The sequence below is a fragment of the Halomonas saccharevitans genome (genome assembly GCF_032333995.1).
GTDB classification, from domain to species: Bacteria; Pseudomonadota; Gammaproteobacteria; order Pseudomonadales; family Halomonadaceae; genus Halomonas; species Halomonas saccharevitans.
On record NZ_JAVXUR010000001.1, the window covers coordinates 214,796 to 228,801 of the forward strand.

Annotated in this window: 15 protein-coding genes; 7 read left to right on the top strand and 8 right to left on the bottom strand. The window is 66.5% G+C overall.

Going from position 1 to position 14,006, the window contains the following annotated elements; all coding sequences use genetic code 11:
- Positions 1–57 precede the first annotated feature (57 nt).
- Both rluF and RSO68_RS00960 read left to right on the top strand, forming a co-directional pair.
- Positions 58–1,149, top strand: coding sequence for a 23S rRNA pseudouridine(2604) synthase RluF (gene rluF, locus RSO68_RS00955; protein WP_315585107.1), 1,092 nt, complete (start codon positions 58–60; stop codon positions 1,147–1,149).
- Between the two features lie 38 nt (positions 1,150–1,187).
- The gene (locus RSO68_RS00960; protein ID WP_315585108.1) at positions 1,188–1,787 is read left to right on the top strand and encodes a DUF938 domain-containing protein; all 600 of its coding nucleotides are present in this window, start codon (positions 1,188–1,190) and stop codon (positions 1,785–1,787) included.
- Positions 1,788–1,848: 61 nt separating this feature from the next.
- Here RSO68_RS00960 and RSO68_RS00965 read toward each other — a convergent pair whose 3' ends face one another.
- The 7 genes from RSO68_RS00965 to RSO68_RS00995 all read right to left on the bottom strand — a co-directional run bounded on the left by RSO68_RS00965 (position 1,849) and on the right by RSO68_RS00995 (position 6,674).
- Positions 1,849–2,040, bottom strand: coding sequence for a hypothetical protein (locus tag RSO68_RS00965; RefSeq protein ID WP_315585109.1), 192 nt, complete (start codon positions 2,038–2,040; stop codon positions 1,849–1,851).
- A 38-nt stretch (positions 2,041–2,078) separates the two neighbouring features.
- Positions 2,079–3,338 (bottom strand): TRAP transporter large permease, encoded by a 1,260-nt coding sequence (locus RSO68_RS00970; protein ID WP_315585110.1) that lies wholly within the window; start codon positions 3,336–3,338, stop codon positions 2,079–2,081.
- The gene (locus RSO68_RS00975; protein WP_245781485.1) at positions 3,335–3,925 is read right to left on the bottom strand and encodes a TRAP transporter small permease; all 591 of its coding nucleotides are present in this window, start codon (positions 3,923–3,925) and stop codon (positions 3,335–3,337) included. Before RSO68_RS00975 ends, RSO68_RS00970 begins: the two co-directional genes overlap by 4 nt.
- Complete coding sequence (locus RSO68_RS00980) at positions 3,926–4,921, bottom strand: TRAP transporter substrate-binding protein (protein WP_315585111.1); 996 nt, start codon at positions 4,919–4,921, stop codon at positions 3,926–3,928. It abuts the gene before it with no gap.
- Between the two features lie 148 nt (positions 4,922–5,069).
- On the bottom strand, positions 5,070–5,912 hold the full coding sequence (gene nfo / locus RSO68_RS00985; protein WP_315585112.1) for a deoxyribonuclease IV: 843 nt from the start codon (positions 5,910–5,912) through the stop codon (positions 5,070–5,072).
- A 119-nt stretch (positions 5,913–6,031) separates the two neighbouring features.
- Positions 6,032–6,280, bottom strand: a complete 249-nt coding sequence (locus tag RSO68_RS00990) for a DUF2188 domain-containing protein (protein WP_315585113.1) — start codon at positions 6,278–6,280, stop codon at positions 6,032–6,034.
- 145 nt (positions 6,281–6,425) lie between these two features.
- Complete coding sequence (locus tag RSO68_RS00995) at positions 6,426–6,674, bottom strand: hypothetical protein (RefSeq protein WP_089848617.1); 249 nt, start codon at positions 6,672–6,674, stop codon at positions 6,426–6,428.
- Positions 6,675–6,859: 185 nt separating this feature from the next.
- Here RSO68_RS00995 and RSO68_RS01000 point away from each other — a divergent pair, with 185 nt between their 5' ends.
- Positions 6,860–7,822: a GlxA family transcriptional regulator gene (locus RSO68_RS01000; protein ID WP_089848615.1), complete on the top strand. Its 963-nt coding sequence runs from the start codon at positions 6,860–6,862 to the stop codon at positions 7,820–7,822.
- A gap of 247 nt (positions 7,823–8,069) precedes the next feature.
- On the top strand, positions 8,070–8,357 hold the full coding sequence (locus RSO68_RS01005; RefSeq protein WP_315585114.1) for a hypothetical protein: 288 nt from the start codon (positions 8,070–8,072) through the stop codon (positions 8,355–8,357).
- Between the two features lie 150 nt (positions 8,358–8,507).
- Here the strand turns inward: RSO68_RS01005 and RSO68_RS01010 are convergent, their stop codons facing one another.
- Positions 8,508–9,392, bottom strand: a complete 885-nt coding sequence (locus RSO68_RS01010) for a LysR family transcriptional regulator (protein ID WP_089848611.1) — start codon at positions 9,390–9,392, stop codon at positions 8,508–8,510.
- A gap of 105 nt (positions 9,393–9,497) precedes the next feature.
- On the opposite strand from RSO68_RS01010, the gene RSO68_RS01015 reads away from it, so the two are divergent.
- From RSO68_RS01015 to RSO68_RS01025, 3 genes are all read left to right on the top strand, one after another.
- Entirely contained in the window at positions 9,498–10,379 is an 882-nt protein-coding gene (locus RSO68_RS01015; RefSeq protein ID WP_315585115.1) for a HalD/BesD family halogenase, read from the top strand.
- A 52-nt stretch (positions 10,380–10,431) separates the two neighbouring features.
- A complete protein-coding gene (locus tag RSO68_RS01020) occupies positions 10,432–11,715 on the top strand; it encodes a M24 family metallopeptidase (protein ID WP_315585116.1) in 1,284 nt (427 codons plus the stop codon).
- A 283-nt stretch (positions 11,716–11,998) separates the two neighbouring features.
- Entirely contained in the window at positions 11,999–13,486 is a 1,488-nt protein-coding gene (locus RSO68_RS01025; RefSeq protein ID WP_315585117.1) for a CoA-acylating methylmalonate-semialdehyde dehydrogenase, read from the top strand.
- Positions 13,487–14,006: the final 520 nt, after the last annotated feature.

The window sequence follows — 14,006 nt, forward strand, 5'->3', positions numbered from 1 at the left end:
CGAGCGGCCGTGCCTCCACGGCCTTTTCCCTTCTTCCAGCAGCCCGGTAGTGATCCCATGGCCCAAGACCTCTCGAAGCGCATCAACAAGTACATTCGCGAGAGCGGGATGTGCTCCCGGCGGGATGCGGACCGCTACATCGAGCAGGGCAACGTCACCATCGACGGCCGGCGTGCCATTACCGGCGACCAGGTCTTCCCGGGCAGCGTGGTCAAGGTCAACGGCCAGGTGATCGAGCCCATGGAGGAAGAGGACCTGGTGTTCATCGCGCTCAACAAGCCGGTCGGCATCGTCAGCACCACGGAGTCCAGCGAGAAGGCCAACATCGTCGACTTCGTCAAGCACGGCACGCGCATCTTCCCGATCGGCCGCCTGGACAAGGATTCCCAGGGCCTGATCTTCCTGACCAACAACGGCGACCTGGTCAACCGCATCCTGCGCGCGAGCAACAACCACGAGAAGGAGTACCTGGTCACCGTCAACAAGCCCATCACCGACGACTTCATCGCCGGGATGGGCAGCGGCGTGCGGATCCTCGGCGAGACCACCAAGCCGTGCCGAGTGGTCAAGGAGTCGCGCTTCGTGTTCAACATCACCCTGGTACAGGGGCTGAATCGCCAGATCAGGCGCATGTGCGAGGTGTTCGGCTATGAGGTGGTCAAGCTCGAGCGCATCCGCATCATGAACGTTTCGCTCAAGGGCCTGGCGCTGGGGGACTGGCGCGACCTGACGCAGGATGAGGTGGCCACGATTCTGGCCCAGACCGAGCATTCATCTTCCCAGGCTCAGGCGCCGGCCAAGGCTAAGGCTAAGGCTGAGGCCAAGAGCAAGCCCCAGGCCAAGCCCCCGAGCAAGAGCGCTAAACGCGGTGCGCCTGGCAAGGCCGGTGCCTCCGCCAAGCGCGATGGGCCTGCCAAAGCCGGCGCCTCGGCCAAGCGGGGCGCACCCTCCAAGGGCGCCAAGCCGGCCAGGAGCGGTGCTGGCAAGGGCAGTGGTCCGGCCAAGGGCGCCGGCAAGGCGCTACCCCGTCAGGCCAAGGGCGGCAAGCCGGCGCCCGGTGGCAGGAAGGTCAAGGCCCAGCCGTCGCGCACGACCGGCCAGCGCCAGAAGCCCGGTAACGCGGCGCGCAAGGCGCGGGGCAAGAAGTAACCATCGATCGATAATCGCCAGCGCGGTCAGGAGGCAGCATGAACGATCAACGGCTCCAGAGCCCCGCCGCGGCGCGCAATCGCCAGCCGATCCTCGAGGTGCTGCAGGCGGTGCTGCCGGTCAGGGCGCGGGTGCTGGAGGTGGCTAGCGGCAGCGGCGAGCACGCCGTTCACTTTGCCGGCGCCATGCCGGGCTGGACCTGGCAGCCCAGCGACCCCAACCCGCATGCGCGCGGCTCGATCGAGGCCTGGCGCGAGCACTCGGGCCTGGCCAACTTGCACGCGCCCCTGGCGCTGGACGTGACCACGCTCTGCCCGGCGGAGCAGCTTGATGCCATGGTGGCGATCAATCTGTTGCATATTGCGCCCTGGGCGGTCGGCGAGGCGCTGCTCGACTGCGCCGGGCAACGACTGCCCTCGGGCGGCGTGCTCTTCCTCTATGGCCCCTTCACGCGCGAGGGGCGCCATACGTCGCCCAGCAACGCCGCCTTCGATGCCGACCTGCGACAGCGCGACCCGCGCTTCGGCATCCGCGATCTGGCAACGGTCGCCGAGGCGGCCGCGGAGCGCGATCTCGTCCTCGAGCGGGTGGTGGAGATGCCCGCCAACAACCTCAGCCTGATCTTGCGCCGGGCCTAGCGTTTCAGACGCGGCTAGCTTCAGAGGCGGCCTGGGCCTGACGATCCGTTCGGCGTGCTCGCTACTCCGGGAGCTCGCCCGGCACCCGATACTGCACGCCCTCGGCCTGGCGTTCCTGGCGAGTCGACGTCTCGTCTTCGGCGGGCACGCCCCACACGGTCTCCCGGCGGCCGTCCTCCCAGGTGTAGGTGGTACAGCCGGCCAGCAGGCCGAGGGCGAGCAAGCCGGCGATCAGGGGTAACGTTCTATGCATCCAGGGGGGTCTCCTTGACGTGACGTTCGCGGCCTCTCCTAGCCGGAGAGGCCGAGCAGGATCGGGACATAGACCACCATCAGCAGCACCGTGATCAGTCCCAGCAGGTAGGGAATGATGGCGCGGGTGATACGCTCCAGCGGCAGCTGCGTGACCGACGAGGCCACGTAGAGGTTGATCGCCACCGGCGGGGTGATCATGCCGATGGCCAGCCCCACCACGATGATCAGGCCGAAGTGGATCGGGTCGATGCCGAGCTGGGTGACCAGCGGCAGCAGCACCGGGGTGAGGATGATCAGGGCGCTGGCGGTCTCGATGAACACCCCGGTGAGCAGGATCACCGCCACCACCAGCAGCATGATCACGTAGGGATCGGTGGAGATCGACAGCACCGACTGGGCGATGGCGCCGGGCACCTGCCAGCTGGAGAGCGTCCAGCTGAGCACCGCCGAGGTCGCGATCACCAGCATGATCACCGAGGTGGTGATCGCCGAGCGGATCAGGATGCGATAGACGTCCTTGATGCCGAGGTCGCGATAGACGAACAGCGACACCATCAGCGCGTAGTTGACCGCCACCACTGCGGCCTCGCTGGGCGTGAAGATGCCGGAGAAGATGCCGCCGAGGATGATCACCGGCGTGGCCAGCCCCCAGCTGGCGCTCTTCAGGGTCTGCCAGATGGTCGCCAGCGAGAAGGCCGTGCCACGCGGGTAGTTGCGCCGGTAGGCCTGGACGATGGCGATGGTGGCCAGGCCCACCCCCATGGCGAGCCCGGGCAAGAAGCCGCTGAGAAAGAGCTGGGAGACCGACTGCTGGGCGATCACCGCATAGATGATCATCGGCACCGAGGGGGGAATCACAACGCCGATGGTGCCGCTGGCGGCGATCAGGCTGGCCGCCGAGGCGGGTTCGTAGCCCTTCTTGCGCAGCTCCGGCACCAGGCTCGAGCCCACGGCGGCGGTGGTCGCCGCCCCCGAGCCGGAGATGGCGGCGAAGAACATGCCGGCGCCCACCGAGACGATGGAGAGCCCGCCCTTGAGGAAGCCGAACAGCGCATCGGCGAAGTCGACCAGCTTCTCGCTGACCTTGCCCTGGGCCATCAGGTCGCCGGCGAGTATGAACATGGGCACCGCCACCAGGGCGAAGGAGTTGATGCCCTGGAACATCTGCTGGGTGACCACCATCAGCGGCACGCCCTGGGCCTGCAGGGCCAGCAGGGTGCTGGCGCCGATGGCCAGGGCGACCGGCACGCCCAGCAGCATGAAGACGAAGAACAGCACGAACAGCAGGGCGGTCATGCCGGAGGCTCCTCGGTGCGGCGGGGCTGGTCGTCACTGTCGGCATCACCGTCGTCGTCACCGCCGGGATCACCGTCCACGTTGCCGGTGACGATCAGGCCGACCAGGTCGACGAAGGCGTACCAGGCCATCAGCGCGGCGCAGAGCGGCATCACGGCATACACCCAGGTCATGGAGAGACGCAGCGAGGCCGACTTCTGGAAGCTCTGCACCTGCATGTACTCCCAGCCGATGATCACCAGGGCGATCATGAAGCCGAGTACCACGAGCACCGCGACGCTGCGCGCGAGCCGCTGGAGCCCGCCGGGCAGGGCATCGACAAGGAAGGTCACGGCGATATGGCGGCCCCGCTGGAAGGCCAGGGTGGCGCCGAGGAAGGTGATCCAGACCAGCAGGAACCGCGCCACCTCCTCGGTCCAGCCCACCGCCTGAAAGAACACCCGCGAGACGATCTGCAGCGTGATCACGCCGATCAACGCCGCCATGCCCGCGAAGACCACGGGGCGAAGGGCGGCGTCGATGAGGCGCTCGATGCGGTGCAGGGGCGTCAGCGCGGCTGACAGCACGGACAGGAGCGGTCGAGACACTTACTTCAGCGCCTCCTGGATGCGCGGCAGATAGTCGCCGAACTGCTCACCGTACTGCTCATAGACCGGCGCTACGGCCTCCTGAAAGGCCGCGATGTCCGGCTCCTCGACGATCTGCATGCCGGCCTCGCGCAGCTCTGCCAGCTGTTCGGCGGCCATTTCGGCATTGACGCGCCGCTCGTGCTCGGCGGCCTCCTGGGCGGCCTCGGCCAGCACCGCCTGGGCCGCCTCGGGCAGCTGGCTCCAGGCCGGCATGCCCATCACGAAGATCGCCGGGGCATAGGTGTGGCGCGACAGGGTCATGTGCTCCTGGGTCTCGTAGAGCTTGAAGGAGTGAATGACGTTGACCGGGTTCTCCTGGCCGTCGATGGTGCCCTGCTGCATGGCGGTGAGCGCCTCGGTCCAGGCCATGGGGATGGCGTTGGCGCCCAGCTCCCGGAAGGTATCGACGTAGACCGGGTTCTCCATGACGCGGATGCGCAGGCCGTCGATATCCGCGGGAGAAGTCACGGCACGCTCGCTGTTCGTCAGGTTGCGAAAGCCGCGCTCGGCGTAGGCCAGGCCCTTGAGGTTGACGTCGGTGAGCTTGGCGAGCAGCTCCTGGCCGATCGGGCCGTCCAGCACCTCGTAGGCGGCGTCCGGGGAGGGGAAGAGGAAGGGCAGCTCGAAGACCGCCATCTCCTCGACGAAGTTGGCCACCGGGCCGTTGGTGATCACGCCCATGTCCACGGCGCCGATCTGCATGGCCTCGAGCAGCGTGCGCTCATCGCCCAGGGTGGCGTTGGGATAGAGCTCGATATCCACCTTGCCCTCGGTTCGCGCCTCCACCAGCGTCTCGAACTTCTCGGCGGCGATATGGAAGCCGTCCTGCTCGTTGACCACGTGGGCCAGGCGCAGGGTGATCGGATCCATGTCATCGAAGTCGGCGGCCTGGGCGCCGGCTGTCATGGCCAGCGAGACGGAGAGTGCCAGCGTCGTGCGTGCAAAACCTTTCATTATCGTTTTTCCTTGTTGTGTCAATCGCTTGCTGAGCATGCCCGAGGCCAGTGCCGAGGGTCAACTGGACTTCAGGCACGCATCTCATGAGGCCTGAGCATCGGGTGGGCTGTGACAGCGCCCCCTTTGAGCGCCGCCCTTCAGGCGATCAACCCGCCTGGGCACGCAGCCAGGCGATCTCCTCGGCCCAGATCGAGGGATCGATGGTCTCGAGGATCATGGGGATGCCGCCGATGCGCGGGTCGCGCATCAGGGTGGTGAAGGCCGCCAGGCCGATGTTGCCCTGGCCCAGGCTGTGGTGGCGATCCACGCGGCTGCCGAGCTCGCTCTTGGCATCGTTCAGGTGCATGCCGCGCAGGTAGCCAAGGCCCACCACCCGGTCGAGCTCGTCGAAGGTGGCGGTGCAGGCGTCGGACGTGCGCAGGTCATAGCCGGCGGCGAAGGCGTGGCAGGTATCGATGCATACCCCAACGCGGCTCTTGTCGTCGACCTGATCGATGATCTCGGCCAGCTGCTCGAAGCGCCAGCCGAGGTTGCTGCCCTGGCCTGCGGTGTTCTCGATCACCGCGGTGACGCCCTGGGTCTCGGCGAGCACCTGGTTGATGGACTCGGCGATGCGGGCGAGGCAGTCGCTTTCGCTGATCTTTCTCAGATGGCTGCCGGGGTGGAAGTTGAGCAGCGAGAGCCCGAGTTGCTCGCAGCGGCGAAACTCCTCGAGGAAGGCGGCGCGCGACTTGGCGAGCCCCTCGGCCTCCGGATGGCCCAGGTTGATCAGGTAGCTGTCGTGGGGAAGGATCTGGCCGGGGCCGAAGCCGTGGGCCTCGCAGGCCGCGCGAAAGGCCTCGATGGTCTCGTCGGCCAGCGGCTTGGCCTGCCATTGGCGCTGGTTCTTGGTGAACAGGGCGAAGGCGTCGGCGCCGATCGCCACGGCCCGCTCGACCGCCTTGTCGACCCCGCCCGCTGCGCTGATGTGAGCGCCGAGATAGTTCATGGGTGTTCCCCTCACCGGTTAGATCAGTGACGCATGATGCAGGGGAGTCTACCTCAGCGCGGCGTGGCGGGGGATGGACGTTGTTGGTGTTGCCAGAGTGGCGGAGGCACCGAGGCGGGTCAGTGTTCCTGGGTCGAGGTCCGCCGGCGCGCTTTCGGCCGATCGGAGGATGACTCGTTAGAGGAGGACGTGGAACCGTCGGCGTGATGGACGATTAGCACGGTCTGCTGATTGAAGCTGACCTGCCGGCCGTAGGCCTCGGCGGCCTTCTTGGTGGCGAAGTGACGGCTGGCGCGCTGACCTCCGCGCCGACGAACGCTCCAGCCCCCCTTGGGGTTGGGTGACACGTGATGCGTCGATGAAGGCATGACTCTCGTCCCTCCTGTGAGGTGGGCGCTGCCGGAATGGCGCATCCTTCAGTATAGCCTTTCACGTGGCGGCGGAGGGGCTCTCGGAGGGGCGGGGGCGTCATGCGCTTGCCTGAGGGCGACGTCGTACGGCGCCGCCGATCATTCACACGAAGTCGGAATCCTGCGTCCTGACGGTAAGCGATGCTTCCTCCCCGGGGACCGTCACGGCAAACTCGCCACCGCCCAGGTGGGTGACCGCATGACCCTCGCGGGTCCGGAAGGCGGGCAGGCCGCTTCCGGTCGCGCCGGCGTGCTGCAGGCCGGAGAGATCGCGGACGCTGACGAACATGTCGATGAAGTATTCGTTACCGGCCTCATCGAAGGCCAGGATGGTTTTCTCGTGGTCAGACATGGCGACGCCTCGCGTTGGGAACTCTGGCGCTCAGTCTAGCCGCCGGGCCACCCCTGGTGCGAGGGGATGGGCTCTCGCTTCGTGATCGCTCGCCGCACAGCGGGTATCCTCATCGCCGTGGACACGCATACCGGTCGCGCGCCTCGTTGTCGAAGGGGGGCCGATCGTTCGAAAGGAGTCGTACCTTGCGTCTGGACTACCATGGGCTGCTGCCTGAAGCCGTCGGCTTCCTGCTGCTGCCGCGCTTCTCGATGATGGCCTTCTTCTCGGCCGTCGAGCCGCTGCGTATCGCCAACCGGATCGCGGCGCGGCCGCTGTTCGACTGGCAGCTGATCAGCGAGAACGGGGCGCCGGTCACGGCCTCCAACGGCATGACCCTGCTCGCCGATCGCGGCATCGGCGAGGTGCACCATCTGCCTTCGCTGGCGGTGTGCAGCGGCTTCGGCCCCGAAGACACCCTGAGCCGCCCGCTGATGGCCTGGCTGCACCGCCTGGACCAGGCCGGCTGCGTGCTCGGCGGCCTCGACACCGGCGGCTTCCTGCTCGCCGAGGCGGGCCTGCTGGAGGGCGAGCGAGTCACGCTGCACTGGGAGAGCCTGCCGGCCTTCCAGGAGCGCTTTCCGGCCATCGAGACCTCCGACGAGCTCTTCGAGCTGGGCAAGCGGCGTTTTTCTTGCGCCGGCGGCACCGCCGCCATGGACATGGTGCTGGAGGTGATCGCCCGTCGACACGGCTCGCGCCTGGCCATCGACGTCTCGGAACAGTTGATCCACCAGCGGATTCGCACCCGGCGCGATCAGCAGCGCATGTCGCTGGCCCGGCGCCTCGGAGTGCACCACCGCCGCCTGGTCGAGGCGGTCGCGCTGATGGAGCGTTATCAGGAGGCGCCGCTGTCGCTCGCCGAGGTGGCCAGCCGCAGCGGGGTCTCGCCTCGCCAGCTGCAGCGCCTCTTCGAGCAGCATCTCGATAGCTCCCCTCGAGCCTGGTACCTGAAGCTGCGGCTCGAACGGGCCCGTCAGCTGCTGGTGGAGACGGACATGGACGTGCTCTCGGTGGGGCTGGCCTGCGGATTTACTTCCGGTTCCAGCTTCGCGCGCGCCTTCAAGGCGCACTTCGGGACAACGCCACGGCAGGTGCGCCGCCAGTAGCCGCCTGCTATCGCCGCTGAGTATGCGCTGCTGGCATCTGTCGTCGACCGTCCCGTGGTGTCAGCCATTCCCCTCTCGTCGTGTCAGGAACTCTCGCCGTCGGCGGGGTGTCCCGAGGGTGAGTGTTAAATCTGCCCCAAGATCGAGGGGTTGCGTTATGTCTAATACTTGAATAGGTTGTGTACAGCATTCGTACAAGTACGATGGATGCATCGAAGTTCTATTCACTGAATGAGAGGTTCACTATATGAATCGCGTTGTGACCACTGCTTCAGCTCTGACTCTGATGATGATGTTCTCTGGTGCCGCCCTTGCGGAGCACCACAATGAAGAGATGCCGACCGGCGTCGACTCCGCCAACGAGGTCAGTGAAACCACGACCACCGATGAGGGCATGCTGGAAGAAGGCGCCGTCGTCGAAGAGGGCGGTGTCGACAGCGCCAATGAGGTCGAGGTTGAAACGCCGGATGACGCTTCCCTGGACGACGACGAAGTCGCCCCGGACAGCGGCGTGGATTCGGTCAACCCGGAGTAATCCTTCGGCTAGTCTTGCGTTGATCATCATCCCCGGCACAGCCGGGGATTTTTCTTTTTCTGTCCCCTGAATCCCCCTTGGTATTTCCTGAATCCCTCCTTGGTATCCCGCAGCTACTTCAACGGTCTTTCTCGCCGTGTCTCGGCTTTCTCAGCCTGCGCCCGTCACGTATTCGAGCGACTCCAGCGAGTCGGTGCCGGTGACGATCGCCTCCAGCTCATCGCAGAAGGCGGTGAAGGCATCGCTTGAAACGCCCGGCGTGCGGTGCAGCTCGATCTCGACGTACCCAAGCTCAGGCAGGCCCTCGTCGTCGCCGACGATGCGGCAGCCCTCGGGGATGCTGCGCGGCGTCTTCACGGTCACCGCGAGCCCCGCCTGGACCGGCAGGTTGTTGCCGGTGGGCGACTGGCTGGCGTAGCGCACGTCCCAGCGCCGCTCCGAGGCCCCCAGCGCCGCGAAGGCGTGGGCGCGAAAGGTGCAGCCCTCGGGGTTCAGGGCCAGCGGCAGGGTCTCCCAGTCGTCGATCGAACGGCCTTCGGCCACCACCCAGACCATCGGCTCACGGCCCAGCAGCCGGCCGGTGTGAGTGGGGCCGTGGCGCACCACCAGGGCGACGTCCAAAAGCCCCTCCTGGAAGTCGTTGACCAGTGAGCCGCTGATGCCGCACATCACCTCCAGGCGCACCTCGGGGAAGCGGGCGGCGAAGCGCGGCAGCAGCTCCGGCAGATAGGTGCTGGCCTGTTCCTCCGAGGTGCCGAGGCGAATCAGCTCGCCCTGGCGATCCACGCCCATCACCTGGCGTGCCTCGTCCTGCAGCTTGAGGATATGCCGGGCGTAGGGCAGCAGGCGGCCGCCCGGCGTGGTGAGCACCACGCTGCGGCTGGTGCGCTCGAAAAGCGTCTCGCCCATCTGCTCCTCGAGGCGCTTGATCTGCAGGCTGACCGCCGACTGAGTGCGGTGCAGCACCTTGCCGGCGGCGCTGAAGCCTTCGCACTCGGCCACCGTGACGAAGGCGCGGAGCAGGTCGGTGTCCATGATCTATGAGCCTTTGCAATGTATTTTATCTGAACCATTCATTTCTATTATTAAACTCGGCTGACTACCCTGTCCAGACGTTATGAATCAGGCAGGAGACTCGCCATGCAAGACGCCCTCGTTCAGGAAGACGACGCTTCACTTCACGGTTTGATCGACCTGGAGCGCTACCCGATCCACCACCTCGGCAGCCCGCGCGGCCGCGAGATGATCGCCGAGTGCCGCCGCCAGCTGGGCGTTGATGGCTGCGTGGTGCTCAAGGGCTTCGTGCCGGATGAGGCGCTGGCGCGGCTGGAGCGTGAGACCGAGCGGCTCTCGCCCGAGGCGCACTACAACCAGACCGAGACCAACCCCTACAACAGCGCCGGCGACCCCGACCTGCCGGACAGTCACCCCAAGAACCGCTTCGACGACCGCACCAACGGCTTCGTCGCCGGTGACTGCATCGACGACGACACCATCATCCGCCGGGTCTACCAGCACGACGGCTTCCAGCGCTTCATCGCAAGCGTGGTGGAGCAGGAGGAGATCCACCCCTACGCTGACCCGCTGGCGGGGCTCGTGATCAACGTGCTGCGCGAGGGCTGCCAGCACCCCTGGCACTACGACACCAACGAATTCATCGTCACCATGATGACGCGCCAGTCCCACGGCGGCGGCCGCTTCGAGTATGCCCCTGGCATCCGCAGCCCCGAGGGCGAGAACTTCGACGAGGTCGAGCGGGTGATTGACGGCGACCGCTCGCGGCTCAAGTCGCTGGACCTTCAGCCCGGCGACCTGCAGATCTTCTTTGGCCGCTACTCGCTGCACCGGGTCACCCCGGTGGAGGGCGACAAGGAGCGCCACACGGTGATCTTCGCCTACGCCAAGGAGCCCGGCTTCATCGGCCGCCCCGAGCGTGCCCAGCGCATCTTCGGCCGCATGGCGCCGGTCCATGAGCGCCTGCTCGAGGAAGGCATGGAGCGCAGCGACGCCCTGGCCGACTGATCGCGCCTGACTCCTGTGATGCCCTCGACCCTTTCCAATAAGAGACCCTGACATGAGCATCGTCGATTTCGAGAAGCTGACCGACCACGAGCCGGACCAGATCCCGGTGATCCCCTCTGCCCCCATGGCCAACGGCGACAGCATCCCCACCGCCTTCGACCCGGTGCAGCTGCGCGCCGGGCGCCTGGCGCGCCTGCGCGCCATGATGGCCGAGCAGGGCTACGCCGCGCTGGTGCTGTTCGACCCCTACAACCAGCGCTACGCCACCGGCTCGCGCAACATGTTCGGCTACTTCCTGCGCAACTCCACGCGCTACATCTATGTGCCCCTCGACGGCCCGGTGATCCTCTTCGAGTATCCGGGCAGCGCCCACGTCTCGACCTGGCTCGAGACCATCGACGAGGCGCGCACCTCCAAGGTGGTCTGGTCGGCGGTCAACCAGCGCGACAACCTGTCGTCCGACCCCTTCGGCATCGAGATCGCCGAGCTGATGGAGGAGCACGGCCGCGGCAACAAGAAGATCGGCCTGGATCGCTGCGCTCTGAACCTGGCGCGCTCGCTGGAGGCCCAGGGCCTGGACGTCTATGACTGCATGCAGGACACCCTGCACTGCCGGCGCATCAAGACCCCGGAAGAGATCGCCTGCCTGGCCCAGTCCATGGCCGGCGCCGAGGCCGCCGTGGCCGAGGTGGAAGCCGCCATCAAGCCGGGCGTCACCGAGAACGACCTGTTCGCCACCATGTACGGCAACATCATCAAGCAGGGCGGCGAGTTCATCGAGACGCGCCTGCTCTCGTCGGGTCCGCGCACCAATCCCTGGTTCAACGAGGCGAGCGATCGGGTGATTCGTCCCGGCGAGTTGGTGGCGCTGGATACCGACACCATCGGCTGCCACGGCTACTACTCTGACTTCTCGCGCACCTTCCACGTCGGGCCGGGGCGCCCCAGCGCCTACCAGAAGAGCCTCTACCGCATGGCCTATGACCAGGTGCACCACAACATGGGCATCCTGAAACCGGGCATGAGCTACCGCGAGATCGCCGAGAGCGCCTGGAAGATCCCCGAGCGTTTCCTCGATCGCCGCTACCCGTCGATCATCCACGGCGTGGGCATGCATGGCGAGACGCCGCTGGTCGCCCACCACATGGACTTCGACCGCTTCTCCAAGGACGGCGTCCTCGAGCCCGGCATGGTGGTCTCCGTGGAGAGCTATATCGGCGAGGTCGGCGCCGCCGACGGCGTCAAGCTGGAGGAGGAGGTGCTGGTCACCGAGACCGGCATCGAGAAGCTCTCGCGCTACCCATTCGACGAGGCGCTGCTCGACCGGGAGGTCTGATAGCTGCCGCCTGCTAGATGAGCGCCGGGGACAAGGCGAAGCGAGGGTCTTTTGCCCTGGGTGAGGAGCACTGCTCCGAACGGGCTGGCCATGGATGGCCAGCACCGGACCTGCAAGCGGAGCGGGGCGCGAGAGCGCTGCAGGGCAAAAGTAGCGCCCAGGGAAGGGTTTACAGCGCCCTCGCGACTGTTCTTGTTCCCGGAACAGCTCATCGGCTACGTGATGAAATACGTTCCAGGAAGACGCCACCGTGCGTCTTCCCGCTTAATTCAAGAGAGACCCCATGACAGACGTGAACCACTGGATCGCCGGCGACCGCGTGGCCGGCGAGCGCAGGATTGACGTGTTCAACCCGGCGACCGGCGAGGCGATCCGCCGCGTCGCCCTGGGCGATGTGGCCACCGTTGAGCGCGCCATCGCCGCCGCCCGAGAGGCGCAGCCGGCCTGGCGCGACCTGCCGCCGGCCAAGCGCGCCCAGGTGATGTTCCGCTTCAAGATGCTGCTCGAGCGCGACGCCGACGAGATATGCCGCCTGGTCGCCGAGGAGCACGGCAAGGTGCTCGAGGACGCCATGGGCGAGCTCAAGCGCGGCATCGAGAACGTCGAGTACGCCTGCGGCGTGCCGGAGCTGCTCAAGGGCGAGTACTCCCACAACGCCGGCCCCGGCATCGACACCTGGTCCAACCACCAGCCGCTGGGCATCGTCGCCGGCATCACGCCGTTCAACTTCCCGGCCATGGTGCCGCTGTGGATGTATCCCTTGGCCATCGCCTGCGGTAACGCCTTCATCCTCAAGCCCTCCGAGCAGGTGCCCTCGGCCGCCATCAAGATGGCCGAGCTCCTAGACGAGGCGGGCCTGCCCCGGGGCATCTTCAGCGTGGTGCACGGCGACCGCGAGGCGGTCGAGGCGTTGATCGACGCACCCGACGTCAAGGCGCTCTCCTTCGTCGGCTCCACCCCGGTGGCCAAGTCCATCTATCGCCGCGGTGCCGAGAACGGCAAGCGCGTGCAGGCCCTCGGCGGCGCCAAGAACCACGCCGTGGTGCTGCCCGATGCCGACCTAGACAACGCCGCCAGCACCCTGATCGGGGCCGCCTTCGGCAGCGCAGGCGAGCGCTGCATGGCGATCTCCGTGGCTGTGTGCGTGGGTGAAGACACCGCCGATGCCCTGGTCGACAGGCTCGCCGGCGAGGCGCGCACTCTGAAGATCGGCCCGGGCACCGAGAAGGGCCTCGACATGGGCGCGCTGGTCAACGCCGCCCATCGCGACAAGGTCGCCGGCTACATCGAGCAGGGCGCCTCCGCCGGCGCCGAACTGGTGGTCGACGGCCGTACCCATCCGCTGGTCGATGAGTCGCCGGGCTACTTCCTGGGCGCCACCCTGTTCGACCGGGTGACCCCGGAGATGGGCATCTACCGCGACGAGATCTTCGGTCCGGTGCTCTGCGTGGTGCGCGTCGACACCTATGAGGAGGCCATCGCGCTGATCAACGCCCACCAGTACGGCAACGGCACCTGCGTGTTCACCCGCGACGGCGAGGCCGCGCGCCGCTTTGCGGATGCCATCGAGGTCGGCATGGTCGGCATCAACGTGCCGCTGCCCGTGCCGGTAGCCTTCCACAGCTTCGGCGGCTGGAAGGAGTCGCTGTTCGGCGACCTGCACGCCTACGGCCCGGATGCCGTGCGCTTCTACACCCGCCGCAAGGCCGTCTCCCAGCGCTGGCCCGAGCGCAGCGTCCAGGAGAGCGCGCAGTTCAGCTTCCCCTCCTGAGCGCTCTGACCGGCCGATAGCGGCCCAGCACACGCCCGCCCCGGTTCGCCGAGGCGGGCGTTTTTTGGTCTAGCACCTGCGAGATGGCTCTGAACCCTCGTGGGAGCGCTGCTTCCCGCGCGATTGGGGGCGTCAGGCGGCCAGTGCCCACAAAGCCGCATGTCTTTATATCTATCTGTGCGATAGATTAGGGGGCACTTAAGCATTGATCCCTTAGCGAAAGGGCGAGGTCCAGCCCGGATCACGGCTGCCAGGAAGGTGGTGCCCGCCAAGGCATTGCCCGGCGGTAGCGTGGGCCGTCATGTACAGAGGGGCCCGCAGGGGCTTTGTCAGTTTCCGCTCGGAAAGGCCATGCCAGGAAAGACCGCAGGCTCGTTCATCCTTGTTATACGGCATGCACGATAATCTCTGTTATGTAGCCGAATTAATATTAATGCTATTGTGAATCAATGACTTGCGAAGATTCTGGGCTGGAGAATAATATTGTTATATGCGCGCACACGTTCAAGTTCTTATACGA

Coding starts and splice junctions, on each gene's coding strand:
- rluF (WP_315585107.1), top strand. CDS start 58: ATGGCCCAAGACCTCTCGAAGCGCATCAACAAGTACATTCGCGAGAGC.
- RSO68_RS00960 (WP_315585108.1), top strand. CDS start 1,188: ATGAACGATCAACGGCTCCAGAGCCCCGCCGCGGCGCGCAATCGCCAG.
- RSO68_RS00965 (WP_315585109.1), bottom strand. CDS start 2,040: ATGCATAGAACGTTACCCCTGATCGCCGGCTTGCTCGCCCTCGGCCTG.
- RSO68_RS00970 (WP_315585110.1), bottom strand. CDS start 3,338: ATGACCGCCCTGCTGTTCGTGCTGTTCTTCGTCTTCATGCTGCTGGGC.
- RSO68_RS00980 (WP_315585111.1), bottom strand. CDS start 4,921: ATGAAAGGTTTTGCACGCACGACGCTGGCACTCTCCGTCTCGCTGGCC.
- nfo (WP_315585112.1), bottom strand. CDS start 5,912: ATGAACTATCTCGGCGCTCACATCAGCGCAGCGGGCGGGGTCGACAAG.
- RSO68_RS00990 (WP_315585113.1), bottom strand. CDS start 6,280: ATGCCTTCATCGACGCATCACGTGTCACCCAACCCCAAGGGGGGCTGG.
- RSO68_RS00995 (WP_089848617.1), bottom strand. CDS start 6,674: ATGTCTGACCACGAGAAAACCATCCTGGCCTTCGATGAGGCCGGTAAC.
- RSO68_RS01005 (WP_315585114.1), top strand. CDS start 8,070: ATGAATCGCGTTGTGACCACTGCTTCAGCTCTGACTCTGATGATGATG.
- RSO68_RS01010 (WP_089848611.1), bottom strand. CDS start 9,392: ATGGACACCGACCTGCTCCGCGCCTTCGTCACGGTGGCCGAGTGCGAA.
- RSO68_RS01015 (WP_315585115.1), top strand. CDS start 9,498: ATGCAAGACGCCCTCGTTCAGGAAGACGACGCTTCACTTCACGGTTTG.
- RSO68_RS01020 (WP_315585116.1), top strand. CDS start 10,432: ATGAGCATCGTCGATTTCGAGAAGCTGACCGACCACGAGCCGGACCAG.
- RSO68_RS01025 (WP_315585117.1), top strand. CDS start 11,999: ATGACAGACGTGAACCACTGGATCGCCGGCGACCGCGTGGCCGGCGAG.